The 26,750-nt window shown below is 68.9% G+C and carries 30 protein-coding genes and 1 pseudogene; 12 read left to right on the forward strand and 19 right to left on the reverse strand.

Annotation, left to right across the window (positions count from 1 at the left end):
• Positions 1–60 precede the first annotated feature (60 nt).
• The 4 genes from G3T14_RS11895 to uraD all read right to left on the reverse strand — a co-directional run bounded on the left by G3T14_RS11895 (position 61) and on the right by uraD (position 2,953).
• Entirely contained in the window at positions 61–330 is a 270-nt protein-coding gene (locus G3T14_RS11895; RefSeq protein ID WP_163642763.1) for a hypothetical protein, read from the reverse strand.
• A gap of 42 nt (positions 331–372) precedes the next feature.
• Positions 373–597: a hypothetical protein gene (locus tag G3T14_RS11900; protein WP_163642718.1), complete on the reverse strand. Its 225-nt coding sequence runs from the start codon at positions 595–597 to the stop codon at positions 373–375.
• Positions 598–666: 69 nt separating this feature from the next.
• Positions 667–1,950 (reverse strand): allantoate amidohydrolase, encoded by a 1,284-nt coding sequence (locus G3T14_RS11905; protein WP_348645262.1) that lies wholly within the window; start codon positions 1,948–1,950, stop codon positions 667–669.
• Positions 1,951–2,071: 121 nt separating this feature from the next.
• Entirely contained in the window at positions 2,072–2,953 is an 882-nt protein-coding gene (gene uraD / locus G3T14_RS11910) for a 2-oxo-4-hydroxy-4-carboxy-5-ureidoimidazoline decarboxylase (RefSeq protein WP_163642764.1), read from the reverse strand.
• A 124-nt stretch (positions 2,954–3,077) separates the two neighbouring features.
• Between uraD and G3T14_RS11915 the strand changes: the two genes are divergently transcribed.
• The 4 genes from G3T14_RS11915 to G3T14_RS11930 all read left to right on the forward strand — a co-directional run bounded on the left by G3T14_RS11915 (position 3,078) and on the right by G3T14_RS11930 (position 6,571).
• Complete coding sequence (locus G3T14_RS11915) at positions 3,078–3,467, forward strand: hypothetical protein (protein WP_163642765.1); 390 nt, start codon at positions 3,078–3,080, stop codon at positions 3,465–3,467.
• Between the two features lie 183 nt (positions 3,468–3,650).
• On the forward strand, positions 3,651–4,979 hold the full coding sequence (locus tag G3T14_RS11920) for a nucleobase:cation symporter-2 family protein (protein ID WP_348645263.1): 1,329 nt from the start codon (positions 3,651–3,653) through the stop codon (positions 4,977–4,979).
• 28 nt (positions 4,980–5,007) lie between these two features.
• Positions 5,008–5,850: a factor-independent urate hydroxylase gene (gene pucL, locus G3T14_RS11925; RefSeq protein WP_163642767.1), complete on the forward strand. Its 843-nt coding sequence runs from the start codon at positions 5,008–5,010 to the stop codon at positions 5,848–5,850.
• Between the two features lie 427 nt (positions 5,851–6,277).
• A complete protein-coding gene (locus G3T14_RS11930; RefSeq protein WP_163642719.1) occupies positions 6,278–6,571 on the forward strand; it encodes a hypothetical protein in 294 nt (97 codons plus the stop codon).
• Between the two features lie 84 nt (positions 6,572–6,655).
• On the opposite strand, the gene G3T14_RS11935 is transcribed toward G3T14_RS11930, so the two are convergent.
• The 8 genes and pseudogenes from G3T14_RS11935 to puuE form a co-directional block, all read right to left on the reverse strand.
• Entirely contained in the window at positions 6,656–7,186 is a 531-nt protein-coding gene (locus G3T14_RS11935; RefSeq protein ID WP_163642768.1) for a flavin reductase, read from the reverse strand.
• Between the two features lie 22 nt (positions 7,187–7,208).
• Positions 7,209–7,985 carry a pyrimidine utilization protein D gene (rutD, locus tag G3T14_RS11940; RefSeq protein WP_163642769.1) on the reverse strand — a complete coding sequence of 259 codons (777 nt, stop codon included), beginning with the start codon at positions 7,983–7,985 and terminating at the stop codon, positions 7,209–7,211.
• A 2-nt stretch (positions 7,986–7,987) separates the two neighbouring features.
• Positions 7,988–8,377 (reverse strand): pyrimidine utilization protein C, encoded by a 390-nt coding sequence (gene rutC, locus G3T14_RS11945; protein ID WP_163642770.1) that lies wholly within the window; start codon positions 8,375–8,377, stop codon positions 7,988–7,990.
• Between the two features lie 100 nt (positions 8,378–8,477).
• Positions 8,478–9,215 (reverse strand): pyrimidine utilization protein B, encoded by a 738-nt coding sequence (gene rutB / locus G3T14_RS11950; protein WP_163642771.1) that lies wholly within the window; start codon positions 9,213–9,215, stop codon positions 8,478–8,480.
• Positions 9,215–10,309, reverse strand: a complete 1,095-nt coding sequence (gene rutA, locus G3T14_RS11955; protein WP_163642772.1) for a pyrimidine utilization protein A — start codon at positions 10,307–10,309, stop codon at positions 9,215–9,217. Before rutA ends, rutB begins: the two co-directional genes overlap by 1 nt.
• Before the next feature lie 268 nt (positions 10,310–10,577).
• On the reverse strand, positions 10,578–11,219 hold the full coding sequence (gene rutR / locus G3T14_RS11960) for an HTH-type transcriptional regulator RutR (RefSeq protein ID WP_163642773.1): 642 nt from the start codon (positions 11,217–11,219) through the stop codon (positions 10,578–10,580).
• A gap of 267 nt (positions 11,220–11,486) precedes the next feature.
• On the reverse strand, positions 11,487–13,121 hold the full coding sequence (locus tag G3T14_RS11965) for an aromatic amino acid ammonia-lyase (protein ID WP_163642774.1): 1,635 nt from the start codon (positions 13,119–13,121) through the stop codon (positions 11,487–11,489).
• Between the two features lie 51 nt (positions 13,122–13,172).
• A pseudogene (gene puuE, locus G3T14_RS11970) lies at positions 13,173–14,069 on the reverse strand (allantoinase PuuE); the annotation flags it as partial.
• A gap of 254 nt (positions 14,070–14,323) precedes the next feature.
• Here puuE and G3T14_RS11975 point away from each other — a divergent pair.
• The 8 genes from G3T14_RS11975 to chrA are packed head-to-tail and all read left to right on the forward strand — an operon-like array spanning position 14,324 to position 20,477.
• Positions 14,324–14,944 carry an urease subunit gamma gene (locus G3T14_RS11975; RefSeq protein WP_163642776.1) on the forward strand — a complete coding sequence of 207 codons (621 nt, stop codon included), beginning with the start codon at positions 14,324–14,326 and terminating at the stop codon, positions 14,942–14,944.
• Between the two features lie 54 nt (positions 14,945–14,998).
• Positions 14,999–15,163, forward strand: coding sequence for an AbrB/MazE/SpoVT family DNA-binding domain-containing protein (locus G3T14_RS11980; RefSeq protein ID WP_163642777.1), 165 nt, complete (start codon positions 14,999–15,001; stop codon positions 15,161–15,163).
• A 19-nt stretch (positions 15,164–15,182) separates the two neighbouring features.
• A complete protein-coding gene (ureC, locus tag G3T14_RS11985) occupies positions 15,183–16,910 on the forward strand; it encodes an urease subunit alpha (RefSeq protein ID WP_163642778.1) in 1,728 nt (575 codons plus the stop codon).
• Between the two features lie 33 nt (positions 16,911–16,943).
• A complete protein-coding gene (locus tag G3T14_RS11990; RefSeq protein ID WP_163642779.1) occupies positions 16,944–17,426 on the forward strand; it encodes a DUF29 domain-containing protein in 483 nt (160 codons plus the stop codon).
• Positions 17,427–17,472: 46 nt separating this feature from the next.
• Positions 17,473–17,967, forward strand: coding sequence for an urease accessory protein UreE (locus G3T14_RS11995; protein WP_163642780.1), 495 nt, complete (start codon positions 17,473–17,475; stop codon positions 17,965–17,967).
• The gene (locus G3T14_RS12000; RefSeq protein ID WP_163642781.1) at positions 17,960–18,634 is read left to right on the forward strand and encodes an urease accessory protein UreF; all 675 of its coding nucleotides are present in this window, start codon (positions 17,960–17,962) and stop codon (positions 18,632–18,634) included. Before G3T14_RS11995 ends, G3T14_RS12000 begins: the two co-directional genes overlap by 8 nt.
• A 9-nt stretch (positions 18,635–18,643) precedes the next feature.
• The gene (ureG, locus tag G3T14_RS12005) at positions 18,644–19,288 is read left to right on the forward strand and encodes an urease accessory protein UreG (protein WP_163642782.1); all 645 of its coding nucleotides are present in this window, start codon (positions 18,644–18,646) and stop codon (positions 19,286–19,288) included.
• Between the two features lie 4 nt (positions 19,289–19,292).
• Positions 19,293–20,477: a chromate efflux transporter gene (chrA, locus tag G3T14_RS12010; RefSeq protein ID WP_163642783.1), complete on the forward strand. Its 1,185-nt coding sequence runs from the start codon at positions 19,293–19,295 to the stop codon at positions 20,475–20,477.
• Between the two features lie 7 nt (positions 20,478–20,484).
• Here chrA and G3T14_RS12015 read toward each other — a convergent pair whose 3' ends face one another.
• The 7 genes from G3T14_RS12015 to sfnG form a co-directional block, all read right to left on the reverse strand.
• Positions 20,485–21,225 carry a molybdopterin-dependent oxidoreductase gene (locus tag G3T14_RS12015; protein WP_163642784.1) on the reverse strand — a complete coding sequence of 247 codons (741 nt, stop codon included), beginning with the start codon at positions 21,223–21,225 and terminating at the stop codon, positions 20,485–20,487.
• Positions 21,218–21,937, reverse strand: coding sequence for a cytochrome b/b6 domain-containing protein (locus G3T14_RS12020; protein ID WP_163642785.1), 720 nt, complete (start codon positions 21,935–21,937; stop codon positions 21,218–21,220). The genes G3T14_RS12015 and G3T14_RS12020 overlap by 8 nt, the downstream gene beginning before the upstream one ends.
• Positions 21,934–22,536 (reverse strand): SAM-dependent methyltransferase, encoded by a 603-nt coding sequence (locus G3T14_RS12025; RefSeq protein WP_163642786.1) that lies wholly within the window; start codon positions 22,534–22,536, stop codon positions 21,934–21,936. Before G3T14_RS12025 ends, G3T14_RS12020 begins: the two co-directional genes overlap by 4 nt.
• Positions 22,533–23,720 carry an acyl-CoA dehydrogenase family protein gene (locus G3T14_RS12030; RefSeq protein ID WP_163642787.1) on the reverse strand — a complete coding sequence of 396 codons (1,188 nt, stop codon included), beginning with the start codon at positions 23,718–23,720 and terminating at the stop codon, positions 22,533–22,535. The genes G3T14_RS12025 and G3T14_RS12030 overlap by 4 nt, the downstream gene beginning before the upstream one ends.
• Before the next feature lie 121 nt (positions 23,721–23,841).
• Positions 23,842–24,006, reverse strand: coding sequence for a hypothetical protein (locus G3T14_RS12035; protein ID WP_163642788.1), 165 nt, complete (start codon positions 24,004–24,006; stop codon positions 23,842–23,844).
• A 203-nt stretch (positions 24,007–24,209) separates the two neighbouring features.
• Positions 24,210–25,469, reverse strand: coding sequence for an SfnB family sulfur acquisition oxidoreductase (locus G3T14_RS12040; protein ID WP_163642789.1), 1,260 nt, complete (start codon positions 25,467–25,469; stop codon positions 24,210–24,212).
• Between the two features lie 105 nt (positions 25,470–25,574).
• Positions 25,575–26,690 carry a dimethylsulfone monooxygenase SfnG gene (sfnG, locus tag G3T14_RS12045; protein ID WP_163642790.1) on the reverse strand — a complete coding sequence of 372 codons (1,116 nt, stop codon included), beginning with the start codon at positions 26,688–26,690 and terminating at the stop codon, positions 25,575–25,577.
• Positions 26,691–26,750 lie beyond the last annotated feature (60 nt).

Raw genomic sequence — 26,750 nt, forward strand, 5'->3', positions numbered from 1 at the left:
GACCTCAGCGGTGGGATGCGTGTCCGTGACCCGCATCCCGCCGCAAACGGCTGAATCGATTCACTGACGCAGGGCGGGCGGCGGCATCGGTGCGTCTGGCGCCGGCGGCACCCGCTCCACCGGAATCCCCTCGGCGGGCGGGACCGCGATGGCATCGCCGCTGCGAATGGCCTCGGCCTCGTTGCGAGCGCCGGCGCGGCCTTCGGTACCACCCGGCGCGGTGGCGGATTCCATGCCGGCGGGCGCTCCGGTGCCTTGCGCGAAAGCGGGGCCTGCGAGCCCGGCCGCAAGGCCTGCGGCAACGAGGAGGCGGGTTCTGAGGCGGGTCATCGGCGTCGTCTCCAGAAGAGGGCGTTGGATTTGAAACGCGGATCAGCGGTGTCGGCGGTGGTGCATCATCCGGTGACGCTGGCGATGGTGCCGCATGGCGGCCCGCCCGCGCAGGCCGCCGGGGGCAGTGACGCGGGCCTGGCCAGCCGGTGCCGTCAGTGATTGTGCCCGGGCCGGCGCCGACGGGAGGAAAACGAACAGCCCGGCGGACAGAACGGCCGCCGCCAGAAGCCTCGCCGACAGGGCGGTGGCTGGGATACGATGCATCGACACATGTCCTCCTGCGGGCTTTTCTGCCCCCAGCGAGCCCCGCAAGGCATATGCCGCCCGACGCCCTCAGGTTGCGTGCGGCCGCCCCGAAAGGCCGTCGGCGACGAGGCGCCGCAGGGTGGCGAGGAGGACTTGGGCGCCGGCCTCGATGTCCGCGGCGCTCGCGAACTCGTCCGGATGGTGGCTGACGCCGCCACGGCAGCGCACGAACAGCATGGCGATGGGGGCGACGGGCGCGATCGCCATGCCGTCATGTCCGGCCCCGCTCGGCAGGCGGAACACCGGATACCCTTCGGCGACGATCCCCTCGGCGAGGCGCGCCATGAGGGCGGGGTCGCAGGGCGCGCTTGCCGCATCGTGGGTCACCACGCGCTCGAGGGTCAGGCCGCGCGCTTCTGCGATCTCGGAGAAGGTGACGGCGAGGTCGGCCAGCGCGATGCGGCGCTGGCGATCTTCGGGCGCCCGAAGGTCGAGGCTGAAGCCGACGCGGCCCGGGATGACGTTCACGGCGCCCGATGCGACCTGGATCGTCCCCACCGTGCCGACGAGGCCCGGCTCGGGCGTGCAACGCGCTTCCACCGCGAGGATGCAGGCGGCGGCGCCCGCGAGCGCGTCGCGCCGCCCCGCCATCGCCACGGTGCCGGCATGACCCGCTTCGCCGGTGAGCGTCACCGCCAGCCGGGTCGCTCCGCTGATCGCCGTGACGAGACCGACGGGTAGCCCGGCCCGTTCGAGGGCCGGGCCCTGCTCGATATGCAGTTCGAGATAGGCCAGGATAGCGCCGGCCGGCCGCGCCGCCCTGCCGATCGCGGCCGGATCGAAACCGGCGGCGTGAAGGGCTTCCCGGACCGTGATCTCGTCCGCGTCGGTACGGTCGAGGACGTCGGGGGCGAGCGCGCCGGTGAGCGCCTGGCTGCCGATGAGGGTGGTGGCGAAGCGTGTGCCCTCTTCGTCGGCAAAGCCCACCACCTCGATGGCGAAGGGCAGCGTCACGCCCTCGCGCATCAGGGCCGCGACGCAGGCGATGCCAGTCACCACCCCGAGGGGACCGTCGAACCGCCCGGCATCGCGCACGGTGTCGAGATGCGACCCGATCATCAGGGCCGGGCCGCCGGGGACGGGCCCCTCGATCCGGCCGATCACGTTGCCGACGGCATCGATCCGCGCGCTCATGCCGGCCTCGCGCATCCAGCCGAGGACGAGCGCACTGGCGCGCGCCTGTTCGGGGCTGAGGTAGACGCGGGTGATCGCCCCTGCCTCGGCGCTGATCGCCGCGAGGGCGTCGAGCCGTGCCACGATGCGGGGGGCGAGCGCGTCCTGGGGCATGTCCTTCACCGGGATGTCGCTCAAGGGTTGCTTTTCCGTATTCAGGTTCGGCCCGCGCGGGGTGCGCCCTCACTCTATCGTGCCCGTCCGGACGAGGAAATCGTCCGGCTCAGGCCGGCTCCCGGTCGAGGATCCCGAATGCGTCTCAACTGCCGCGATAGGTCTGGTAGCTCCATGGGCTCGCAACCAGCGGGACGTGGTAATGCCCCTCCGGATCGGCGATTCCGAACCGGATCGCGACGATGTCGAGAAAGGGCGGTTCCGGCAGGCCCGGATGCGTGGCGCGGAAATGGTCGCCGATGTGGAAGCGCAGTTCGTAGGCCCCGATCGGGACCGGGCGCCCGCCGATGAGCGGCGCGTCGGTGCGCCCGTCCGCGTTGGTGACGGCGCGCGCCACCACGACGGCGTGGGTGTCGGAGACCCATTCGAGGAGCGTGACGGCGATGCCGGCCGCCGGGCGTCCCGCCACCGTGTCGAGGACGTGGGTGGACAGGCGCCCCGTGGTCTTCAGCCCGCCCTCCCCCGTCACCAGCGCGTCGAGGCGGATCGCGGCGATCCGGAAGACTTCCGCGAGGGCCGTCGCCCGCTCCGTGGCCGGATCGGAGGCGAGGCGGGCCTCGAAGGTGGACAGCAGCGAGGCGCGGCCGTGGCGCTTGACGCACAGGATGAAGGGCAGTCCGAACCGGTCGCGATAGGCCGCGTTCAGGGCCTCGAACCGGGCATATTCGGCTTCCGAAAGCCGATCGAGGCCGGCGGCCGCCTGCTCGGCGATGGAATCGAGGGCGATGGCGCCATCGCGGGCGGCGCGCCCGGCCAGCTCGGGATGGTTCGCCAGCAGGGCGTGCCGGTCGGCGTCCGAGGCGGCCTCCACCGCGGCTCGCATCGCCTCGGCCAGGGCCGCGACGGTGGCGAACGGGCGCGCCTCCACCGCACGTTCGGCGACCCAGGGCGCATGCTCGAACACACCGCCGAGGGCTGCGACGAAATCGGGACGCGAGGCCTCGTTCAGGGCGGCGAGGGACGGCATGCTGAGCCTTCTCCGGTGATCGGGGACGCGATCTCCTGCCATAGCAGGCAACGGGCCAGATCACGCCCCTCGCCCGCGCGGGCCCGGGCCGGTATGGTCGGGCTCCAGCGAGGCTCCAAGCGACATGATCCAGAAGACCCACCTTTCTCCCGACGCGACCATCGCCGACGTGGTGGCCGATCTGGAGGACGCCGAGGAATACCTCCGCCGGGTGCTCGGCAACATGCGCTTCTGCCAGAAGCGGCATGGCGACGCCCACCTGCGCATCGGCGTCACCGGCAAGCGTAATCCGGGAAAGGGCCTCGCCCCGTCCTACCGCATCGACTATTCGGCGGCCGCCGTCGATGGGGCCGCGCCGGAACTGGCGATCTACAACGGGTTCGGCGGCACCTCGCACAGCGCCTTCACCCCCACCAACGTCCGCGAGACCAACTGGAGCCGCGGCCACGCGACGATCCAGGAGGTGCAGAAGCTCTATGACGCCCTGCGCCGCCCGAAGGCGAGCGCGTCCTAGAGGTCCCGTCCAAGCTGCGTACCGGCCCGCGAGGGCTGGCACGTCGTTTGCGGCGTCGGCGCCGTAGGACCGTTGCCGGTTCGAACGACGAGGGGTCGACGCGTGGATCATCGCTCTCCCAGCCAAGCGGCCGATCCGCATCCGGGCGGCGTTCCTACCGATGACGGGCCAGCCACCGCCCCCGTGGCCAAGGTCGCACCCGCCGCCCTCGGCCTCCTCGGATTGCAGCACGTTCTGGTGATGTATGCCGGTGCCGTGGCGGTGCCGCTCATCGTCGGGCGCGCGCTCAAGCTCTCACCCGAACAGGTCGCCTTGCTGGTGAGCGCCGACCTGTTCGCCTGCGGCCTCGCGACCCTCGTCCAGAGCTGGGGCCTGCCGGGCATCGGCATCCGCATGCCGGTGATGATGGGCGTCACCTTCGCGGCGGTCACGCCGATGATCGCCATGGGCACCAACCCCGCGCTCGGTCTCGCCGGCATCTACGGCGCGGTGATCGTCGCCGGGCTGTTCGCCCTCATCGCCGCGCCCCTCGTCGGGCGCCTGCTGCCCCTGTTCCCGCCGGTGGTGACCGGTACCGTGATCCTCGTCATCGGGATCTCGCTGATGCGGGTAGGGGTGAACTGGGCGGCCGGCGGCATCGGCAACCCGAATTACGGGGCGCTGCTGTACCTCGGCATCGCGCTGTTCGTCCTCCTCGTGATTCTGTCCCTCACCCGCTACAGCCGCGGCTTCGTCGCCTCCGCTTCGGTGCTCATCGGCATCGTGGTCGGCATGGTGGTCGCCGGGTTCTTCGGCCTCGTCGACCTGTCGCGCGTCGCCTCCGCCCCGTGGTTCGATGTGGTCCGACCCTTCGCCTTCGGCTGGCCGAAATTCGATCTCGTGGCCGGCCTGACCCTGTGCCTCGTGATGGTGGTGGTGATGATCGAATCCACCGGCATGTTCCTGGCGCTGGCCGAAATCACCGGCGAGACCGTGGATGAGAAGCGCCTGGTTCGGGGCCTGCGCGCCGATGGCCTCGGCACGGTGCTGGGCGGCGTGTTCAACACCTTCCCGTACACCTCGTTCTCGCAGAATATCGGCCTCGTCGGCGTCACCGGCATCCGCTCGCGCTACGTCACCGTGGTCGGCGGCTTCGTGATGCTGGGGCTCGGGCTGGTGCCGAAGCTCGCCGCTTTGGTGGAAGCGGTGCCGCAATGCGTGCTCGGCGGCGCCGGGCTCGTGATGTTCGGGATGGTGGCGGCCACTGGTGCGCGCATCCTCGGCGCGGTGGATTTCGCCGGCAACCGCAACAATCTGTTCGTCGTCGCCGTCTCCGTCGGCTTTGGTCTGATCCCCCTGGTGGCACCGGCCTTCTTCAAGCAGATGCCGGACGTTCTGCACCCGCTGCTCGAATCCGGCATCCTGCTGGCCGCTTTGTCGTCCGTGGCGCTCAACCTCTTCTTCAACGGACTCGGCAGCGCCGACAGCGCTCGCGCCGAGGCCACACGCCTCGCCCACGCCGCCGAGGCGTGACCGGCACAACACGGGGAGACACCCAATCATGGCCCTGACGACGGGAAGCTACGGCAAGGGCCGCGTCCGCGTTCTGCGGCTGGCGCGCGGCGGCGACCACCACACCGTGCGGGAGCTGACCGTGAAGGTGATGCTGGAGGGCGATTTTTCCGCGGCCTGGACCAGCGGAGACAACCGCACGGTCATCGCCACCGACAGCATCAAGAATATCGTCAACATCACCGCAGCCAAGCACGTCGAGGCGGGCAACGAGGCCTTCGTCGGTCACGTCGCGGCGCTGTTCCTGGAACGCTATGCCCAGGTGAGCGCCGTCACCGTGGAGGCGCTGGAGACCCGCTGGCTGCGCCGGACCATCGGCGGCGCCCCGCACGCCCACACCTTCACCCTCGACGGCAACGGCCAACCGTTCGTCCGGGTGGCGGCGGATCGCGGCGGTTCGGTGCTGCAATCGGGCCTGCGGGGCTACACCCTGATGAAGACCACCGCCTCGGGATGGGTGGATTTCGTCGACGACGAATATCGCACCCTGCCCGATACCTCCGACCGGATCTGCGCCACCAGCATGGACGCGACCTGGACCTGGGCTATGGCGCCGGCCGACTACGACGAGGCCAACGCGCGCGTCCTCGACACGCTGATCACGGTGTTCGGCACCACCTACAGCGCTGGCGTTCAGGACAGCATGTTCCGGATGGGTGAGGCGGTGCTCGGCGCCTTGCCCGAGATCGCCGAGATCGGGTTCGCCATGCCCAACAAGCACTACATCCCGATGAATCTGACGGCCTTCGGGATCGCCAACGACGGCAGCGTCTTCCTGCCCACGGACGATCCGCACGGGCAGATCGAGGCCACCATCGGCCGCACCGGCTGAGTTCCAAGCCGGCGCAAGATCAGATCGTGCGCGGGGCGTCCGTCATCTTGGCACTGCGCGCTGTCCCCTTGCGCCAACTCTTGAGCCGGTTTCCAAATCTTTACCATCGCTCGTCGACGGGTGGAGGACCTCGGGGAAGGCGCGTGCTGCGGCGCACAAGGCTTGCCGCGCTTGTCGGCCTCCGTTTTTCTGCCTAAGACAGTGGCGTTTTTATAAGTATTTGATTTTATGTAATTATCTACAATGCCGAACGCGCTAAATTATGAATAGGCCTTATTTTTAGGCACGCACCGATGCTATGTCATAGCTCCCTTGCACAGGGTGGCGGCAATGTGTGTTGTTTTTTAAAGCATAGGGGCTCAATTCGACATCACACGGTTGGATTTCGCGACACGTCGCACCGACCAGATCGAATGTGGAGTTTCCGATGATCGTCCGTATCGCAACGCACTCTATCGCCCTCGCCTTCGGTGTGCTGGCGACCGCCGGCATCGCCAGCGTCCTCGGGTTCTCGGTGACGCCCGCGATGGCCCAGAGCTACACCGCCCCGGCCGGCATCCCCGCGGCGGTCGCTCCGGGCGGCCTCGAAGGCCGCGCTGCCGGCGTGAACCGGTTCGATGCCACGTCCGGTCGTGGTGCCGTCTTCGCCCCGCGCACGGGCGACGCACGGGAGATCACCACCGGTTCGGTGCGCCGCTCCAGCGCGAAGACCGCCTGGTAATTGCCGAACAGCATTCCGTGATGGAAAAGGCCGGCGCCCATCAGGGCGCCGGCCTTTTTCGTGCCCAATGCTCAGACTCCGCGATCAGGCGGCAGCCTCGCGCGGGACCGCCGCCGCGAGCGGCAGCGTGTGGTAGCGCCGATCGGCATAGAGCAGCCCATCGCCGTCGCCGGCCTCGGCCAGCGCGACCACCTCGCAGAACAGCACGTCGTGGGTGGCCACCGCATGCCGCCCGACGATGCGGCAATCGAAGGCGATGAGCGCCCCATCGAGAACCGGAGCCCCGGTGACCAGGCGATGCCAGGCGGCGGTGGCGAAGCGCTCGTCCATCGGGATCCGTCCGCCGAAGGCACTGGCGACGTCGGTCTGATGCGCGCCCAGCGTGTTGATGCACAGGGTGTCGTTGGCGCTCACCGCGGCATAGGCCGACGAGCTGCGGTTGATGCAGACGAGGAGGGTCGGCGGTCCGTCGCTGACGCTGCACACCGCCGATGCCGTGAAGCCAGAGCGCCCCCCCGGCCCGTCCGTGGTCACGAGATGCACGGCGCTGGCGATCTGCGCCATGGCGGCGCGGTAGGCACCGGCTTCGACCGGCATCATCTCAGGTTCGGTCATGCCGGGCCTTTGTCTCTCAGCTCTATCGATCGAGGAACGCGAGCAGCGTCCGGTTGAAGGCGTCCGCCTGTGTCACGCTGTGCGCGTGGCCCCCGCTCGGCATGCGGTCGAGCGTTGCGTTCGGCAAACCCGCCGCGAGGCGTTCCGAACACAGATAGGGCACCAGGACGTCGTCGTCCGCCGCCATCACCAGGGTTTCGGTGGCGATGCTCCTGAGATGGGGTGTGAGGTCGAACCCTTCCAGCGCCGCGATCCGCGCCAGCACGTTGGACGACCCCGGAAAATGCGCCAGCGCATGGGCCTCGTCGGCGGCCACCCGCTCCGCGTTCTCCGACAGCCAGGGCGCCGGATACAGGAAGATCGCCTGCGCCTTGACGTAGGCTTCCGCACCGACCTGCGTAAGCAGAGCCTTGCGGGCGGAAAAGCAACGCCGCGTCGCCGAATCCGCACGGGCCCATCCGTTGACCACCACGAGGCGTTCGACACGCTCGGGATCGGTGCGGGCGAGTTCGAGGCTGATCAGGCCGCCGAGCGCGTGGCCGACGATGGCGCAGGTGCCGGTGTCGCTCGCATTCATCACGGCGAGCAGGTCGCGCGCCATCGCGGTGATGTCGTGCCCCGGCTCCAGCGTGTCCGGCGAGCGCCCGGTGCCGCGATGATCGTAGGTGACGACGCGGAAGCGCTCGCCCAGGGCGTCCATCTGCGGTGCGAAATAGCTGCTCGACCCGCCGAGTCCCGGCGACAGCAGGACTGTCCGGGTGCCCGCGCCCCGGACCGCGTGGTGGATCGGCGCGGCCATGCTCAGACCTTGTCCAGATGGGCGATGGTGGCGATCTCCACCAGGGCGTCGGGCTTCACCAGGCCACACTGGATACAGTAGCGCGCCGGCTTCTCGCCGGGGAAGTATTCGGCATAGACCGCGTTGATCGCGGCGTAGTCGGCCCAATCCTTGAGGAAGACGTGGTTGAAGGTCACGTCGTCCATGGTGCCGCCCGCGGCGGTGACGACGCCCTTGATCGTCTCTAGAACGTGCCGGGTCTGCGCGGTGGCGTCGCCGATATGGACGACGTTGGCCTCCGCATCGAGCGGCAGCGTGCCCGAGACGTAGAGCACGCCGTCGGCCAGCGTACCGGGAACGTAGGGCGCCAGCGGCTTGCCGGTGCCGGGCGGGATCACGACGGTTTTGGGCATGCTGTACGTTTCCTCTCGGTCTGTGCGAACTGCGAACGGGAAACTGCCGGCCTCAGTCCGGCGCTCCGGGACGACCGAAGCGTGATGCTCCGCCAGAGCGTCATTCCGCCGCCATGGCGTCTCGTCCATTCAAAGCCGCTTCGAACGCGGCCACGTCCGAGACCCAGCCGAAGAAGGTCTCGATGTTGGCGAGCGCCCCGGCCTGCAGGGCGGGCGGGCCGGCCTGATGGGTCGCGTCGGCGAGGACGATGCCGAAATATTCGAGGAAGAAGCCGTCGCGCAGGGTCGATTCCACGCAGACGTTGGTGGCGATGCCGGTGAAGACCAGCGTGCGGATGCCACGGGCCCGCAACGTGCTGTCGAGGGCGGTGTTATAGAAGCCGCTGTAGCGGGGTTTCGGCATGACGATGTCGCCGGGTTCCGGCGTCAGCGCGTCGACGAGGGCGTAGTCCCAGGTCCCCTTGGCGAGCAGGGTGCCGGTGAGGGCGGGCCGCTTGCGCATGGTCTTGAGGGCGTTCGACTTGTGCCAGTTCGGCGAGCCGGGGCCGCCGGCCTCGACATAGTCGGAATCCCAGCCGTTCTGGAGCCAGATGATGGTGAGGCCAGCCGTACGCGCAGCCGTCACTGCGCGGGCGATCCGCTCGACCACCGGCCCGGTGGCCGAGACGTCGAAGCCAGCGAGATCGAGATAGCCGCCCTTGGTGGTGTAGGCGTTCTGCATGTCGACGACGATGAGCGCGGTGGCGCCGGCATCGAAGGCGATGGGCTCCGGCGCGGCCGGCAGGGTGATGGCGCCGTGGCGGCCTTGCGGATCGTGATAGCCTGCGGGCGTGTCCATCACGCCACCTCTGCCAGCGGTTCGGCGACGATATGGGCCCGGCTCTTCATCAGCGGCTGGATGCGGGTGCCATAATCGTCGAGACCTTTCAGGAAGTCGTCGAACACCAGCAGCACGCCTTCCGTGCCCGGCACGGTGGCGACCTCGTCGAGCATCTGCGCCACCTCGGCGAAGGAGCCGACGAGGGTACCCATGTTGATGTTCACCGCCGAGGTCGGGTCCACCATCTGGCGGACATTGGTGTCGGCGCCCGATTTGGTATCGGCTGCGCCCTGTAGCCCGAGCCACGCGATCGCCTCAGCATCGGCGCCGGCCTTGTAATGTTCCCACTTGGCGCGGGCGGCCTCACCGGTCTCGTCGGCGATCAGCATGAACAGCACGTAGGAGGACACGGCGCGGCCGGTCGCGGCCTTGGCGGCCTCGAGGCGCTCCACCGTAGGGGCGAAGGCGGTCGGCGTGTTGACGCCCTTGCCGAAGCAGAAATTGTAGTCGGCATACTTGGCGGTGAATTCCATGCCGGCGGCGGACTGGCCGGCGCAGATGATCTTCATGTCCGCCTGCGGCCGGGGCGAAAGGCGGCAATCGTCCATCTGGAAGAACTCACCCTTCCTGTCGCAGATTCCGGTCTCCCACAGATCGCGCAGCACCTGGGCGTATTCGGACAGGTACTCGTAGCGCCGGCCGAAATACGCGTCGCCGGGCCACAGGCCCATCTGCGAATATTCCGGCTTCTGCCAGCCGGTGACGAGGTTGAGGCCGAAGCGCCCGTTCGAGATCGAGTCGATGGTGGAGGCCATGCGGGCGGTGATCGCCGGGGGCATGCACAGGGTCGCGGCGGTGGCGAACAGCTTGATCTTGCTGGTGACCGCGGCGAGCCCCGCCATCAGCGTGAAGGATTCGAGGTTGTGGTCCCAGAACTCGGTCTTGCCGCCAAAGCCCCGTAGCTTGATCATCGACAGGGCGAAGTCGAGGCCATAGCCCTCGGCTTTCAGGACCACCTGCTTGTTCAGTTCGAAGCTCGGTTTGTATTGCGGCGCATTCTCCGAGAGGAGCCAGCCGTTGTTTCCGATCGGGATAAAGACGCCGACATTCATGGCAACCTCGCATGTGGGGCGAGACCTTCGCGGGGAAGGGCTCGGGTCCTGACGGGATCGGAGCGGAGACTGTCTTGGCCTCCTGTATCATCGGACGATATCCAGTCAGACCAAATGGTCAAACTATCGATCGCCAATTTTGACCGATTGCACAAAGTCTCTTCGGTTTGCCCAACGGTCGGGCTGCGTTTGCTCATCCGGAGAGCGAAAAATCGCCGAGTCGCAGGGCGTCGGCGGGTAGTGGACCGAGGGGATGCCCTGGCGCGACTCACCGCAAGCCCAAACCCGCCAGAATCATCGCTTGGGTGTTCGCCACGGTGCTTTCGAAGAAATCCGGATCGTGCAGGCTCCTACCGGTCACGGCATCCACCTGCACGGCGAAGTCGGCATAGTGCTGGGTGATCGCCCAGATCGAGAAGATGAGATGGTGAGGGTCGTGCGCGCCGATGCGCCCATCGGCGATCCAGCCGCGGATGATCGCCGCCTTGGTCTCGACGAGGTCGCGCAAGGGGCCTTCCAGTTCAGGCCGTAGCAGCGGCGCGCCCTGGACGATTTCGAGGCAGAACAGCCGCGAGGCCTGGGGCGCATCGCGCGACAGGGTGAGCTTGGCGCGGATGTAGGCCTTGAACGCCTCGGCCGGCTCGCTGTCGGCGTCGAGGGATTGCAGCGGGTCGAGCCAGATTGCGAGCACCCGCCGCAGCACCGCGACGTAGAGCTCCTCTTTCGAGGGGAAGTAGTAGAGCAGATTGGTCTTCGACAGACCGGCCCGCTCGGCGAGGCGGTCGACGCTCGCCCCATGCAGGCCGAATGCCGCGAAGATCTCCAGCCCTGCATCGAGGATCGCCGCGCGCCGGGCTTCGCCGTCCTTGCGGCGGCGGCGCTCGGGCGGTTTGGGTGCGGTCAGGGCCACGAGATGCAGATCCTCCCGTCGCGCCGCTTGGACGGACGCTGATCCGGTGCCTGATTCATCGTGTGGGCGAAGGGGCGGGTCAATCGGTGGCGGGATACGGCGATGCGCGCAGATCGGGAATCAGCGCCATTGCGTCATCCCAGGGCGCCGGAGACGCGCCAGGGATACGGACGCACAGGGAGCCGGATCCATCCGTGCCATCGGGTGGGGTGAGGGAGAGGCAGACTCTCTTGGCCGGGGGAACGACCGTGTTCGTCGGGAAAGCAACTATTCCAACGCGCCGACGGCCGCCTCGACGGCCGCGATGATGGCGCCCGAGCGCAGCAGCGCTAGCGCGTCCACCATCTCGGTTTGGTACCAGCGGTCGCCGTCGAGTGCCGGCGGGATCACGGCGCGGATCGCGTCGAGAGCCGCCTGCGTGCCCTTGCCGATCGGATGGTCCCTGGCGACGTCCGCCACCAGGGTCAGGGCTTGCGCGGCCATCAGGAATTCGCCGGCGACGATCTGCTCGGCATTCTCCACGATGGTGCGGGCCTTGCGGCCACACCAGGTCGAGTTCGAGACGTGGTCTTCGGCGTTGGACTTGCCCGGAATCGAATCCACCGAGCCGGGGCTCGACAGGGTCCGGTTCTCCATCACCAGGGCCGAGAGCGTGCATTGCACGGTGGCGAACCCGGTGTTGAGGCCCTTCTTGCCGGCCAGAAGATTGCGCGGCAGGCCATAGCTCAGCGTCGGGTCGATGAGGCGGAACAGGCGCCGCTCCGAGATCGAGCCCAGATCGGTGACGACGATGGAGAGCAGGTCCATGGCCTGGGCCACGTATTGCCCGTGGAAATGGCCGCCCGAGATGCAGGCATAGCCGCCCTCGCCGTCGTCGAAGATCAGCGGGTTGTCGGTGGCCGAGTTGATCTCGGTGCCGATGATGCCGCCGATATAGTCCAGGGCCTCGCGCACCGGCCCGTGGACCTGGGGCGCGCAGCGCAGGGAATAGACGTCCTGCACCCGGGGCGCGGGGGCGGTGCCGGGCGCGCGCGCCTCGTCCGGGAACACGGTGTGGCGGGCGGCCTCGGTGCAGCGGAGCGAGCCGTCGAGCAGCCGCAGAACGTTGCGGGCGGTGGCCGCCTGGCCCTTGTGGGGGCGGGCCGCATGCAGGCGCGGATCGAACGCCTTGGTCTCGCAGCGCATGCATTCGAGGCTCAGGGACAGCGCGATGTCGGCATGCTTGAGCAGCTTTTTCGCGTCCTCCAGGGCCAGCACCCCGAGCGCCAGCGAAACCGTGGAGCCGTTGATCAGCGCCGAGGCGTCCTTGGCTTCGAGGGGGAATTCGGGCTCCATCCCGGCAAGCGCGAGAGCCTCGCGCGCCGGCATGCGCCGACCTTCGTAGAACATCTCGGCCTCGGCGAACCCGCAGATCGCCCCGGCGAGATGGGCCAGCGGTGCGAGATCGCCCGATGCGCCCACCGATCCCTTCTGCGGGATCACCGGCACGAGCCCAGCATTGAGGCAGGCGAGGAGCCGCTCGACCACGGCGACGCGTGGTCCCGAATAGTTCGACGCGAAGGCGTTGGCGCGCAGCAGCATGGTGGCGCGCGCGACCTCGGGGTCGAACGGCTCGCCGACTCCGGTGGCATGGGCATAGACCGAGCGGCGCTGATACTCCTCCATGTCGGACATCAGCACGCGCCGGTCCTTGAACAGGCCGACGCCGGTGTTGAACGAGTACATCAGCGGCGCGTCGTCGTTCATGAAATTGGCGTCGATATAGGCGCGGGCGGCCTCCAGGCGCGCGCGGGCGCCTGCCTCCAGGGCGACTTCGGCGCGGGCACCGGTGGCGTCGGGACGGGCGACGGCCATGACGTCCGCGGGCTGGAAGGTCCGGCCATCGATGGTGAGGGTCGTCATGGGGGCTCTCCGGGCTGTGCGGGGCGTGGGTGAGCAGGAATCGGGCCGTCAGGCCGGCGGATGGTGCGCGACCCAATGCTCGGCGATGTCGATCCGGCGCGCGATCCAGACATGCTCGTGGGCCGCCATATGGTCGAGGAAGCGGATCAGCGCTCCGATCCGCCCCGGCCGGCCGATGAGGCGGCAATGCAGGCCCACCGACATCATCTTCGGCGCGGTCTCGCCTTCGGCGTAGAGCGCGTCGAAGGTGTCGCGCAGGTAGGTGAAGAAGTGGTCGCCGGTGTTGAACCCCTGCAGGGCGACGCAGCGCATGTCGTTGGTATCGAGGGTGTAGGGCACTACGAGGCCGCGCCCGCTCGGCTCCGCGATCCAGTACGGCAGGTCGTCGGCGTAGGAATCGGCCAGGTAGGTGAAGCCGGCCTCAACCCCGAGGTCGAGGGTGTGGGGCGAGGACCGCCCCGTGTACCAGCCCCTGGGCCGTTCGCCGGTGATCTCGGTGTGGATTCGGATCGCCTCCTCCATGTGCGCCTTCTCCTGCGCACGGGTGAAGTCGCGATAATCGATCCACTTGAGGCCGTGGCAGGCGATCTCCCAATCGGCCTCCTTCATCGCGGCGGCGACGTCCGGGTGGCGGGCGAGCGCCGTGGCGACACCGAACACCGTGACGGGAATGTTTCGCGCTTGGAACAGGCGCCAAAGCCTCCAGAACGCGGCACGCGAGCCGTATTCGAACAGCGATTCCATGCTCATGTGGCGCTGGCCCGGCCAGGGCTGGGCACCCACGAGTTCCGACAGGAACGCCTCCGAGGCCGGATCGCCGTGCAGGATGCAGTTCTCGCCGCCCTCCTCGTAATTCAGCACGATCTGCACCGCGATCCGTGCGCCGTTCGGCCAATGCGGATGGGGCGGGTTACGGCCGTAGCCGACGAGATCGCGGGGATAGGGCACGGCACCTGCCTTGGAATTCGGATCGGGCATGCGTCGCTGTTCGGACGATGCGCGCCGTCCTGTCAACCGAACCCACGCGTCGCCGGTACTCGCGATGCCCGTGCCGGCACTTCGGATACCCGTGCCGGCACTTGTCATGTTCGTGCCAGCACTTGCGCTGCCCGCGCCGGAATGCATCGATGCCGGCCGCGCCGTTCGCGCACGGTCCTTGCCTTTCGCTCCGGCTGCCCGCGCCCAACCCCGAGGTCTTCCCCGTGCTCCTGACCCCTCGCGAAAAGGACAAGCTCCTCCTCGCCATGGCCGCCCAGGTCGCCCGCAACCGGCTGAGCCGGGGCGTGAAGCTGAACTATCCCGAGGCCGTGGCGCTGATCAGCGATTACGTGGTCGAGGGGGCCCGCGACGGCCGTTCGGTCTCGGAGCTGATGCAGGCCGGCGGCCACGTGTTGACCGCCGACCAGTGCATGGACGGCATTCCCGAGATGATCCACGACATCCAGGTCGAGGCGACGTTTCCGGACGGCACCAAGCTCGTCACGGTGCATCATCCGATCCGCGGCGCGGCATCGGTGGAGGTGCCGGGTACGGTGACGACGCTTCCGGGCGACATCGTCTTCAACGACGGCGCCCCGCGCACCGTCCTGGCGGTGGCCAATGTCGGCGATCGGCCGATCCAGGTCGGCTCGCACTACCATTTCTACGAGGTGAACCCCGGCCTGACCTTCGATCGCGAAAAGGCACGGGGCCAGCGCCTCGACATCGCGCCGGGCACGGCGGTGCGGTTCGAGCCCGGAGCCACGCGCGAGGTCGCACTGGTGCCGCTCCTCGGCGCGCGGACGGTCTATGGGTTCCGCGGCGAAGTGATGGGCGCGCTCTGATGCCTTACGCGATGCTATGACGTTAGGTGATCTCAAGGCAGTCAGGAGCGCGGGATGCAGCGGTTTGCCATGACCGTGACCTCCAAGGGCCAAGGGACGCTGCCGGCCGAAGACAGGCGGGTGATCGGACATCTCGACCGACAGGCAGGTGCGGCCACGACCCTGACCTTCGATCGGCGGGCGGCGTCCGCGCCGTGCTTCTCGCCTATGACAGCCTGACGGGAGGCGAGCCACGCCCATGACCAACACCCCACGTCCCGCCTCCCTCCCCCGTGCCGCCTATGCCGACATGTTCGGCCCCACCACCGGCGACCGCATTCGCCTCGCCGACACCTCCCTCGTCATCGAGGTGGAGCGCGACCACACCACCTATGGCGAGGAGGTGAAGTTCGGCGGCGGCAAGGTCATTCGCGATGGGATGGGGCAATCGCAGGTGACGAACCAGGATGGTGCGGTGGACACCGTCATCACCAACGCCGTGGTCCTCGACCATTGGGGCGTGGTGAAATGCGACGTCGGCATCGTGAAGGGCCGGATCTTCAAGCTCGGTAAGGCCGGCAACCCCGACATCCAGCCGGGCGTCGACATCATCGTCGGACCCGGCACGGAAGTGATCGCCGGGGAGGGAAAAATCCTCACGGCGGGCGGGTTCGACAGCCACATCCACTACATCTGCCCGCAGCAGATCGAGGAGGCGTTGTGCTCCGGCGTCACCACCATGCTGGGCGGCGGCACCGGACCGGCGCACGGCACCTTCGCCACCACCTGCACCCCGGGCCCGTGGCATCTCGCCCGGATGATCGAGGCCGCCGACAGCTTTCCGATGAACCTCGCCTTCGCCGGCAAGGGCAACGCCTCGCGGCCCGAGAGCCTGATCGAGATGGTCCGCGCCGGGGCCTGCGCGCTCAAGCTCCACGAGGATTGGGGCACCACGCCCCAGGCCATCGACACCTGCCTCAGCGTCGCCGACCTGCACGACGTGCAGGTGATGATCCACTCCGACACGCTCAACGAATCTGGCTTCGTCGAGGACACGATCCGCGCCTTCGCGGGGCGGACCATCCACGCCTTCCACACCGAGGGCGCGGGAGGCGGCCACGCCCCCGACATCATGAAGGTGGCGGGGCTGATGAACGTGCTGCCCTCCTCCACCAACCCGACGCGACCGTATACGAGGAACACCATCGACGAGCATCTCGACATGCTCATGGTCTGCCATCACCTCGATCCGGCGATCCCCGAGGATCTGGCCTTCGCCGAGAGCCGCATCCGCAAGGAGACCATCGCGGCCGAGGACATCCTGCACGATATCGGTGCGCTCTCGATGATGTCGTCGGACAGCCAGGCCATGGGCCGGGTCGGCGAGGTCGTCATCCGCACCTGGCAGACGGCGGACAAGATGAAGCGTCAGCGCGGCAGCCTGCCGGGCGACGGCTCCGGCAACGACAACCTGCGCGCCCGCCGCTACATCGCGAAATACACCATCAACCCGGCCATCGCGCATGGCGTCTCGGCCCATGTCGGCTCGGTGGAACCCGGAAAACTCGCCGATCTGGTTCTCTGGACTCCGGCCTTCTTCGGGGTGAAGCCCGATTGCGTCATCAAGGGCGGCATGATCGCCACGGCGCCGATGGGCGATCCCAACGCCTCGATCCCGACCCCGCAGCCGGTGCATTACCGTCCGATGTTCGGGGCCATCGGCCGCTCGCCCTTCGCAACCGCACTGACCTTCGTGTCGAAGGCGGCGATCGAGGATGGGCTGGGCGAGAGGCTCGGAGTGCAGAAGCGGCTGGTAGCCGTCGAGAACGTGCGCGGCGGCATCTCGAAGAAGAGCATGATCCTCAACGACGCCACCCCGGTCATCGAGATCGATCCCGAGACCTACGACGTCCGCGCCGACGGCGAGCTGCTGGTCTGCGAGCCCGCCGAGGTGCTGCCGATGGCGCAGCGGTATTTCCTGTTTTGAGGTAGGATGCGATTCAACGTCAGCGGAGGCCGCATGTCCAACGCCGCATTGAACCCGCCCTCGACTCCGGATCTCTACGACGCCGACCTGTATCTCTGGACGCAGGGACAGGCCGCCTTGTTGCGCGCCGGTCGCTGGCAGGAAGTCGACTGGCCGCGGCTCGCGGAGGAAATCGAAAGCGTGGGTGGGTCGCAAAAATCCGAAATTCGAAATCGTCTGATCATCGTGCTGCAACACTTGCTGAAGTGGGAGTTTCAACCCCGGAAGCGCAAGTATGGCTGGCGATCGTCCATCGTTGAGCAGCGGCTGCAGATCGAGGGCCTCCTCGACCTCAGTCCCAGCCTCACGGCATGGCCCGAGACGGCGCTCGACAAGGCGTATCGCATCGCACGGACGCGCGCCGCCGAGGAAACGGGCGTGGACGAGCGCAGCCTTCCCGAGGCCTGCCCCTACAGTCTGGAGCAGATCATGGACCACCGTTTCTATCCGGGAATCGTCGAGTCCGACATCGTCTGACGATCTCCGCCACCGTCACGAACCAACCGGGATATCGTTTCTGCGTATGATCCGTGCCACGAGAGTTCTCCGCCGAAACGCCCTTTTCGGCGAGATCGTCGACCGCATCGTCCTCGACCATGGCGACCGGCACCGTCGGCGCATGGCGATGCGGGGCGTCGGCGGCCTGGCGTTCCTGCTCGATCTGGCCGAGCCCACTGTGCTCGACGACGGCGACGCGCTGGTGCTGCAGGACGGCCGCCTGATCTGGGTCGAGGCCGCGCCCGAGCGCCTGCTCGCGATCCGTGCGGAAAGCGACCATGCGTTGAAGCGCCTGATCTGGCATATCGGCAACCGGCACATCCCGGCCGAGATCGACGCCGACGCGGTCTACATCGCGTTCGATCACGTGCTCGCCGAGATGGTGCGGGGCCTGGGCGGGAGTGCCGAGCCGGTGGAACGGCCGTTCCGCCCCGAGGGCGGCGCCTATGCGGGCGAGGCCGCCGGCCATCATCACCACGGGCACCACCACGACCACGATCATCCGCACCCCCATGATTGACGCCCTGCGCCTGATGGCGTGGCTGTCGCCGGGCTATCCGGTGGGGGCCTATGCCTATTCGCACGGGCTCGAATGGGCGGTGGAATGCGGCGACGTCCACGATGAGGCCTCGCTGACCACATGGCTCGCCGACGTGCTGGAGCGCGGATCGTGCCGCAACGACCTGATCTTCGCCGCCCACGCCCACGCGGCGGCCCTGGCCGGGGATCACGAGGCGCTCACCAACCTCAACGATCTCGCCCTGGCGCTGGCGCCCTCGCGCGAGTTGCGCCTGGAGACGAGCCAGCAGGGACGCAGCTTCCTCGACGTCACCCGCGCCGCCTGGGGCAACGACGTCCTGGCGCAGCTCGGGGACGCGCTCACCGACGCCGTCGCCTATCCGGTCGCCGTCGGGCTGGCGGCCGGCGCGCATCGGATGGCCCTGGCGCCGGTGCTCGCCGGCTTCGGCCTCGCCTTCTTGCAGAACCTCGTCTCGGCCGCCCTGCGCTGCGCGCCCATCGGACAGAGCGCCGGCACGCGGGTGATCGCGGCCCTCACGCCGAAGGTCGACGCACTCGCCGCCACCGTGCCGGTCCTGAGCCTCGACGATCTCGGCAGCGCGACCCTGCGCCTCGATCTCGGTTCGTTCCGACACGAGACCCAGTATTCCCGGATTTTCCGCTCCTAGGACCCGCCCATGACCGCCTCCACCGGCCCCTCTCCGAATGGTCGCTCTCCGAACGGTCCCTTGCGCGTCGGCATCGGCGGCCCCGTCGGCTCCGGCAAGACCGCCCTGATGGAGCAGCTCTGCAAGCGGTTGCGCGACCGGTTCGAGATCTGCGCGATCACCAACGACATCTACACCAAGGAGGATGCGCGCATCCTCACCGTGGCCGGCGCGCTCCCCGAAGAGCGGATCATGGGGGTCGAGACCGGGGGCTGCCCGCACACGGCGATCCGCGAGGACGCCTCGATCAACCTCGCGGCGGTGGCCGAGATGCGCCGGCGCTTTCCCAAGCTCGATCTCATCCTGATCGAATCGGGGGGCGACAACCTTGCCGCCACCTTCTCGCCGGAACTCGCGGACCTCACCCTCTACGTCATCGACGTCGGCGGCGGCGAGAAGATCCCCCGCAAGGGCGGCCCCGGCATCACCCGCTCGGACCTCCTCATCGTCAACAAGACCGACCTCGCACCGCTGGTCGGCGCCGACCTTGGGGTGATGGAAGCCGACACCAAGCGGATGCGCGGCGCGCGCCCTTACGTGTTCTCGTCCCTGCGCGACGGGCACGGTGCCGACGCGGTGGCCCGCTTCGTGGTCGAGGCCGGCGGGCTCGCCTGATCCCATGTCGGGCCCGGTCCGCGAGGTCTTCCTCGCCTTCCTCAAATTGGGCCTGACCGCGTTCGGCGGCCCCGTCGCCCATCTCGGCTACTTTCGCGAGGCCTTCGTGCATCGCCGGCGCTGGATCAACGAGGCGGGCTATGCCGACCTCGTCGCCCTGTGCCAGTTCCTGCCCGGACCGGCCTCAAGCCAGGTCGGATTCGCCCTCGGCACAATCCGGGCCGGCGGTCTCGCGGGCGGTCTTGCGGCGTTTGCCGGCTTCACCCTCCCCTCCGCGCTGATCCTGATCGCCGTCGCGTATGGGGCCGGCATGACCGCCGGGCCGGTGGCGTCCGGCCTCGTCCATGGCCTGAAGCTCGTGGCCGTGGCGGTGGTGGCCCAGGCGGTATGGGGCATGGCCCGGACCCTGGCGCCGGACCGTGTCCGCGCCGGGATCGCCCTCGGCGCCCTGTGGCTCGTGATCCTCGCTCCCACGGCGCTCGGGCAGGTCGGCGCGATCCTGTTCGGCGCCGGCGCCGGCCTCGTCCTGTGCCGGGGGGCGGCTGGCGTGAGCGTCGGCCGCCTTACCGTTCCGATCTCGCGCCGCGCCGGCACCGTGGCCCTGGTGGCGTTCGCCGTCCTCCTCGGCGGGCTCCCGGTTCTGGCCGCCACTGCGCACTGGCACGGGTTCGCATTGGTCGATGCGTTCTATCGGGCCGGCGCCCTCGTCTTCGGCGGCGGCCACGTGGTGCTGCCGCTCCTGCGCGCCGGCCTCGTCGATCCGGGGTGGCTGAGCGCAGACGCGTTCCTTGCCGGCTACGGCGCGGCGCAGGCAGTGCCGGGGCCGCTCTTCAGCGTTGCGGCCTATCTCGGCGTGGTGCTCGGGCCGACGCCGCACGGGCTGCTGGGTGCCGGTCTCGCCCTCGCGGCGATGTTCCTGCCGGGGCTTCTGCTGGTCTATGGCGCCTTGCCGTTCTGGGACGGCCTGCGCCGGCGGCCCCTGGCCCAGGCGGCTTTGCGCGGCGGCAACGCGGCGGTGGTCGGGCTCTTGGGCGCTGCGCTCTACGATCCGGTCTGGACCAGTGCCATCGGCGACGCCCGCGACCTCGCCATGGCCGCCACTGCCTTCGTGCTCCTGACCGCAGGTGGGGTCCCGCCCTGGATCGTCGTCGGGCTCACGGCTTTGGGCGGCCTCGCCCTCACGCTGTGAGCGACGGTCAGATGCCCGCGTACCAGGGGAAGCCGAGTTCGGCGACCATGCTGCCGCGGCCCTTGCCGTAGCCGTCGACGCCCTCGACCGCCTCGATGGAGGCGATGTATTTCAGGCTCTTGTAGCCGAGCTGGCGCTCCACCCGCAGGCGCAACGGCGCGCCGTGCGATATCGGCAGGTCGGCGCCGTTCATGCCGTAGGCGAGGATCGTTTGCGGATGAAGTGCGTCGAACAGGTCGTAGGAATCCCACCAGCCGTCGACGCTGCGGATGACGATGAAGCGCGCCTGCGGCTTCAGCCCGACCGTGGCGAGGAGGTGGGCGAGCGGCACGCCGGTCCATTCGGCGATGGCCGACCAGCCCTGCTCGCAGCTGTGCAATGTCACCTGGGTGCGCGTCGGCATCGCCTTCAGCGCGGCCAGCGAGAAGAGGCCGGGCCGCTCGACGAGTCCGGTCACCGGCAGGTGCCAATCGGCGAAGCCGAGGGCCTTCGAGCGCCGGTATCCGGCATCGTCCGGATCGGTGGTGTTGATGGTCGGGAAGACGGCCGAGATCGCCGACCGGTCGAACTCGCGCACCAGCGGCTGCCGGCGCAGGAGCCAGCGCTGGACCGCGAAGGTGAGCCCGTTGCTCCAGTCGTACGGGGTGGCGAGATGCGACAGGGCCGGTGCGTCGCAGCCCCCCACGAGACCGGCCCCGGCCAGCGTCACCGAACCGGTGAGGAGGCGACGGCGCGACAGGTCACGCATCGGGTGTCTCCGGGTGTTCGGGGCCTGCCGGCGGGACGACGAAGCGCCCTGTGATCATCGACCGCATCAGGTTGGCGGCCCCGCCGACGAAGACCTGGGCGACATGGACGAGAAGGAACAGGACCAGGAGGCTCGCGGCGATGAAATGGAGCGTGCGGGCCGATTGCCTGCCGCCGAACAGGGTGAAGAGTTCCGGAAAGGCGGTGGTGAAGCCGGGCGACATCGTCAGCCCGGTGAGCACCATCAGGGGGAACAGCAGCAGGATCACGGCGAGATAGGCGATTTTCTGCAGGGCGTTGTACCGCAGGGTCTCGCGCCCGCGGGGCCGGCGCAGGCGGGCATGGTCGGCGATTTCGCGGCCGAGATGGGCGGGCGCCAGTTGGTCGCGATCCGGCACGAGGGCCCGGACGATGTGGCCGCTTCGCAGAGACAGGACGAGGTAGGCGAGCCCGTTGAGGACCAGAACCCAGGCCGCCAGGAAATGCAGGTTGCGGCCCCAGCCGGTCTGCTCGAGGTTCACCGGCAGGGGCAGTTCGAACGCGGCGGGGGCGCCGAGAGTGCCTGTCTCGCCCCAGAACAGGCGCGGCAGGGCGAGCAGGATCGCGGTGCCGCTCACCAGAAGGGCGAGGAACGCGGCGGCGTTCAGCCAATGGGTCAGGCGCACCCACACGCGATGCCGGATCACGGTCTCGCGGGGCGCGCCTCCGGTCATGGCGCTGCTACGGAGCCCACGGCGCGCAGCACATCGAGGCGATAGAGCGGGGTGCGGCCCTGGTGGCGAATGGCGAGGCTGTCGGCGCCAAGCGCGATCACCGCCTCGGCGGCCTCGTCGCCGCTCAACGGATAGTGCGTGTCGCCGGTCCAGTGCACGAGGACGAGGTCTCCTCCGGGATTCAAGGCCGTGCGGAGATGGCCCACGAGGGCGGCGATGTCGTCCCGGCCGAGGTAGTACACCACCTCCGACAACACGATCAGGTCGAACCGGCCCTCCGGCCAATGCGCCGGCACCGCGCCTTGGGCAAAGCGCACGTGGGGCAGGTCGGCGCAGCGCTCCCGGGCGGCGTCGAGGGCGCTCTCCGCCACGTCGACGGACAGCAGGCTGGTGCAGCGGCTCGCCAATCGCCGGGTTAGCACGCCGATGGAGCAGCCGATCTCCAGGGCCTGCGCGTAGGTCGCGCGCGGCAGGCTCGCCAGGGTGGCGTCGTACTTGGCATGCTCGTAGGGGCTCGTGGCGAAGCGCCACGGGTCCGGGTCGGACGCGTAGAGTTCCGTGAAATAGCGCGGCGTGAGCGAGCCGATATGGCGGTTCATGAGGCGTGGACCGGATGCTGGGGCACGAGGGTGTCGTCGGGGTCGTGCCAGAGCGCTTCGGCGGGACGGGCATCGGCAAGAACGTAGGCGGCCGCATGGGTCAGCGCCCGGTCGGGGCCGGGCTGGCGCAGGTAGGTGGCCAGATCGCGCGACAACCGCTCCAGCGGATGGGTCTGCAGGAAGCCGGCGAGGCCCACCGAGCGCTGCGCGCGCTCCAGGACGTCGAGTCCGGCCCGCTCCACCGCGAGGCGGGCGAGATTGACATAGGCGATCACCCGGTCCGGCTCCGCATCGGGGTCGCTGGCGAGGGCGGCGGCGTGGCTCACGAACAGCCGCGCTGTCTCCACCGCGATGGCCGCCTCGCCGAGGCGGGCCGCCTGGTGCGGATCGGACCCGCGCCCGGTGGCGCCGAGATGCGCCCGCAAGACGTCGAACACCGCTTCGATGCCGCCGAGCTGGACGGCGGCGAAGCGCCAAGCGCCGCCGGAAAAGTGCGGCTCGCGAAAGTAATCGTCGGCCTCGCCGACCGCGGCTCCGAGCCCGACGGGGAGGCCGGAGAAGTCGAGGATTCCGGAGGTCGAGGCGCGCATGCCTTGCGCGCACCACGACGACAGGTCGGCCCGGGTTCCGGGGGCGAGGTCGATCACCAGCATCTGCTGGCGCCCGTCCGGTCGGCGTGCGGTGACGAGGGGGCGGGTCACCGACCCGGCCCCGGACGCGAAGGATTTGACGCCCGCGAGGCGGCACGCGTCGCCCTCCCCCGCCAGGACGAGTCCGCCGTCCTGCGGCTGGGTGTTCCAGACCCCGAACAGGTGTCCGGCACGGACATCCGCGGCAAGGCGGTCGCGGACGGGATCGGACGCGAAGCGCAGGATCAGCGACAGGGCGTTGACGTGGCCCTCGTAGAGCCGTCCGAGCGCGAGGCTGCCGCGGCCGACATGGGCCAGCACATCGAGGAGCACCGGCGCCATCGCCGGCGTATCGAGGTCCGCACCGCCGAGTGCCACGGGGAGCGGGGCCGCCAGCAGGCCCGCCTCGTGGCAATGGACGACGTCCTCGCCCGGAAAACCGCCATCACGATCGAGGGCGCCTGCCCGCTCGGCCGCGCGGCGCGAGACAGCGCGCGCCGCGGCTCGCACGCGCGCGGAGGTTGTTGCGATTCGATTCTGGACGACGAAGTTCATCGCTAGGAAGATGGAACACGATGGCGCGATCGCCAGTCGCTCCGGGCACGTTGCCCCCGTTAAACACACGTCTTCATCGGGATTGTTGTGGGCGGGGGCGCCCCGGTCGCCGGGTCGCGGGCTACGCGCGGCGGTGGCGGCGCGGGGCGGTGTCGGCGCGGGGCGGCAGGATGCGCAGATCGCGCAGCATGTCGATGGCGGCGGAAGACAGTGTCACGACGGAGAAGGCGGCGACGGCAACGATGAGGGCGGCACCCACCAAGCTTTTGGCGGTCTCGATATCCACGGGCTGAGGTCCTGATCAACGGTCTTTGGAGAGATACGGCTCGGATTGCTTCGAGAAGCGATGAAAGCCGTGAACGTCTCCTTAAATTGGTCTCCGTATCGCCTCCGCGCCAGGACGATCTGCGCGACGCTGCCATGCGCCTCGTCCTGGCTGCTGCGTGTGCCGCCGCACTGCAAGGCGGGGGGCGTGCGGCGGCGGGTTTCTCAGCTCCAGGCGTGGAAGGGCGGCTTGACGCCGTTCAGCGCGTGGTTGCCGACGATGGCGTATTTCCAGCGTACCGGGTCGTGCAGGGTGTGGGTTCGGGCGTTGCGCCAATGCCGGTCGAGGTTGTGCTCTGCCAGCGTCGAGCGGGTGCCGGCGAGCTCGAACAGGGTGTTGGTGGCCGCCAGCGCCACTTCGGTGGTGAGCACCTTCGATTCGGCCACCGCGAGCTGGGCCGCCGCGACGCTGTCGGCGTCGGGCGCGGCCACCGCCGCGTCGAGGGCGAGGCCCGCCCGCTCGAGGAGCGCTTCGGCCGCATGCAGCCGGATGGTGAGATCGCCGACGATCCGGATGGTGTGGGGATCGTCGGAGGCCCGCTCCAGGCCGCTGTCGATCCAGGGGCGCGACTTGGTACGGACGAAGTCGATGGTCTCGGCGAGCGCGGCCTTCGCGATCCCGGCATCGATGGCCGCCTGGATGATCTGGAAGATCGCCCCGTTCACGCTCGGGCGCTCATAGCCCTGCCACGCCGGCACGAGATGGGATTTCTCCACCCGCACGCCGTCGAGGATTACCGTGCCGCTCGCGGTGGTGCGCTGGCCGAAGCTCGACCAGTCGTCGACGACCGTGAGGCCCGGCGCGTTGCGCTCGGCGATCGCGTACCAGGGCCGGTTCTCCGCATCCACCGCGACGATGGGCACGAGATGGGCCAGTAGCGCCCCGGTCGCGTAGAACTTGCGGCCATGGACGACGACATGGTCGCCGTGGTCGACGAAATGCGTCTTGAAATCGGCGGCGCGCGGCGTGCCGCTCTCCGAGAAGGCGTTGCCGAAGCGGGTGCCGGCCAGCACCTTGCCGAACAGCAGCCGCTTCTGCGCCGCGTCGGAGACGGTTGCGATGGCCGCGACGATGCCGAGGTGGTTCTGCGCGATCTGGCCGATCGACGGATCGGCCGCCGAGACGATGGCGATGACCTGGGCCAGGGTTCTGTAGGAGACCTGCGGCCCGCCATAGGCTTTCGGGACGTTGATCGACCACAGCCCGCTCTGCGAGAAGGCGTCGACCTCGGCGAAGGGGCGACGTCCCGTGCGGTCCCGCTCGGCCGCGTCGATGCCGATCTCCGCGGCCAGCGCATGGGCGACGCGGATGGCCTCGGCGTCGTCGCGGATGATGTGGGCCGGCTCCGGGATTTGGACCGGACCGGGGGCCCCTTTCGGCACGCGGTAGGTTTCGAGCGCGCTGGCGCTGACGGCGATGTTCATCGGGCTTCTCCGAAAGTGAGTGTCAGGGGCGCCGGCCTTCCGGTCCGCGACCGCATCCTGAGGCGATCCGGCCGGCGATCTCGGAGCCCAGAGGGTCGTCGTCTCTCAGGCGGCCTCGGCCCTGCGCTCGCGCGCCGCCTCCAGCGCCCGCACCCGCGGGATGATGTGCGCACCGAAATACGCGACCTCTTCCTGGAAGTGCAGGAAGGCGAGGAGCGCCAGATCCACCCCGGCATCCTTCAGCGCGACGATGCGCTCGGCGATCTGATCGGGGGTACCGATGAGGTTGGTCTTGAAGCCGTCATTGTACTGGACGAGGTCGGTGAGGGTCGATTTCGTCCAGTTGCCCTCCCCCTCCGGCGAGGCCTTGCCGGCGTTCTTCACCTCGTGGCCGAATGCCTTCACCGCCTCCGGGTCGGCATTGTCGATGATCTCCTGGAGAACGGCGCGGGCCTCCGCCTCGGTGTCGCGGGCGATGACGAAGGCGTTGACGCCGACCTTCACCGCATGGCCGTTGGCCTGTGCCTTGGCCTGGATGTCGTCGACCTGGGCCTTGATGCCCTCCGGCGTGTTGCCGTTGGTGAAGTACCAATCCGACACCCGGGCGGCCATGTCGCGCGCCGCCCGCGACGAGCCGCCCTGGAAGATCTCCGGGTGCGGGTCGGCCGGCTTCGGCTTGAGGGTGTAGTTGGTGTAGCGATAGAAATCGCCGCGAAAGGTGAAGTTGTCCTGCGTCCAGATTCCGCGCAACGCGCTGATGAATTCTTCCGAGCGGCGGTAGCGCTCGTCGTGGTCGAGCCAGGGCTCGCCGATGGCGCGGAACTCGCCCGAGAACCAGCCCGAGACCACGTTGATGGCGATGCGCCCTTCGCTGAGCTGGCTGATCGTCGCGATCTGCTTGGCGGCGATGGTCGGATTCCATGGTCCCGGCAGCAGGGCGGCGATGACCTTGAGCCTCGTGGTCACGGCGAGAAGGGCGTGGCTGAAGGCCACCGATTCATGCTGGAATTCCGCGCCGTACCCTGCGGTGAAGCGGATCTGGGTCAGCGCATAGTCGAACCCGGCGGCTTCCGCGATCTGGGCGAGGCGCCGATTGTAGTCGGCGTCCCAACTGGTCCGCTGGGCGATCTTGCTGATGACGAGGCCGCCCGAGACGTTGGGCACCCAATAGGCGAACCGGATCGGCGCGGCGGTTGTGGAGGCAGGCGATTTGAAGCTCATGAGGTTTTCCGCGCGTGACGACGGTACCCGGGAGACATCCGTCTCTCGGGTACGGTCTTG

The sequence above is a fragment of the Methylobacterium sp. BTF04 genome (assembly GCF_010692745.1).
Classification (GTDB): domain Bacteria; phylum Pseudomonadota; class Alphaproteobacteria; order Rhizobiales; family Beijerinckiaceae; genus Methylobacterium.

Coding starts and splice junctions, on each gene's coding strand:
- rutA (WP_163642772.1), bottom strand. CDS start 10,309: ATGAATGTCGGCGTCTTTATCCCGATCGGAAACAACGGCTGGCTCCTC.
- G3T14_RS11900 (WP_163642718.1), bottom strand. CDS start 597: ATGCATCGTATCCCAGCCACCGCCCTGTCGGCGAGGCTTCTGGCGGCG.
- G3T14_RS11930 (WP_163642719.1), top strand. CDS start 6,278: ATGATCGTCCGTATCGCAACGCACTCTATCGCCCTCGCCTTCGGTGTG.
- G3T14_RS11915 (WP_163642765.1), top strand. CDS start 3,078: ATGATCCAGAAGACCCACCTTTCTCCCGACGCGACCATCGCCGACGTG.
- pucL (WP_163642767.1), top strand. CDS start 5,008: ATGGCCCTGACGACGGGAAGCTACGGCAAGGGCCGCGTCCGCGTTCTG.
- uraD (WP_163642764.1), bottom strand. CDS start 2,953: ATGCCGTCCCTCGCCGCCCTGAACGAGGCCTCGCGTCCCGATTTCGTC.
- chrA (WP_163642783.1), top strand. CDS start 19,293: ATGTCGGGCCCGGTCCGCGAGGTCTTCCTCGCCTTCCTCAAATTGGGC.
- G3T14_RS12030 (WP_163642787.1), bottom strand. CDS start 23,720: ATGAACTTCGTCGTCCAGAATCGAATCGCAACAACCTCCGCGCGCGTG.
- G3T14_RS11995 (WP_163642780.1), top strand. CDS start 17,473: ATGATCCGTGCCACGAGAGTTCTCCGCCGAAACGCCCTTTTCGGCGAG.
- G3T14_RS12015 (WP_163642784.1), bottom strand. CDS start 21,225: ATGCGTGACCTGTCGCGCCGTCGCCTCCTCACCGGTTCGGTGACGCTG.
- sfnG (WP_163642790.1), bottom strand. CDS start 26,690: ATGAGCTTCAAATCGCCTGCCTCCACAACCGCCGCGCCGATCCGGTTC.
- ureG (WP_163642782.1), top strand. CDS start 18,644: ATGACCGCCTCCACCGGCCCCTCTCCGAATGGTCGCTCTCCGAACGGT.
- G3T14_RS11935 (WP_163642768.1), bottom strand. CDS start 7,186: ATGACCGAACCTGAGATGATGCCGGTCGAAGCCGGTGCCTACCGCGCC.
- ureC (WP_163642778.1), top strand. CDS start 15,183: ATGACCAACACCCCACGTCCCGCCTCCCTCCCCCGTGCCGCCTATGCC.
- G3T14_RS11980 (WP_163642777.1), top strand. CDS start 14,999: ATGCAGCGGTTTGCCATGACCGTGACCTCCAAGGGCCAAGGGACGCTG.
- G3T14_RS11990 (WP_163642779.1), top strand. CDS start 16,944: ATGTCCAACGCCGCATTGAACCCGCCCTCGACTCCGGATCTCTACGAC.
- rutB (WP_163642771.1), bottom strand. CDS start 9,215: ATGGACACGCCCGCAGGCTATCACGATCCGCAAGGCCGCCACGGCGCC.
- rutD (WP_163642769.1), bottom strand. CDS start 7,985: ATGGCCGCGCCGATCCACCACGCGGTCCGGGGCGCGGGCACCCGGACA.
- G3T14_RS11965 (WP_163642774.1), bottom strand. CDS start 13,121: ATGACGACCCTCACCATCGATGGCCGGACCTTCCAGCCCGCGGACGTC.
- G3T14_RS12020 (WP_163642785.1), bottom strand. CDS start 21,937: ATGACCGGAGGCGCGCCCCGCGAGACCGTGATCCGGCATCGCGTGTGG.
- rutC (WP_163642770.1), bottom strand. CDS start 8,377: ATGCCCAAAACCGTCGTGATCCCGCCCGGCACCGGCAAGCCGCTGGCG.
- G3T14_RS12040 (WP_163642789.1), bottom strand. CDS start 25,469: ATGAACATCGCCGTCAGCGCCAGCGCGCTCGAAACCTACCGCGTGCCG.
- G3T14_RS11895 (WP_163642763.1), bottom strand. CDS start 330: ATGACCCGCCTCAGAACCCGCCTCCTCGTTGCCGCAGGCCTTGCGGCC.
- G3T14_RS12000 (WP_163642781.1), top strand. CDS start 17,960: ATGATTGACGCCCTGCGCCTGATGGCGTGGCTGTCGCCGGGCTATCCG.
- G3T14_RS12025 (WP_163642786.1), bottom strand. CDS start 22,536: ATGAACCGCCATATCGGCTCGCTCACGCCGCGCTATTTCACGGAACTC.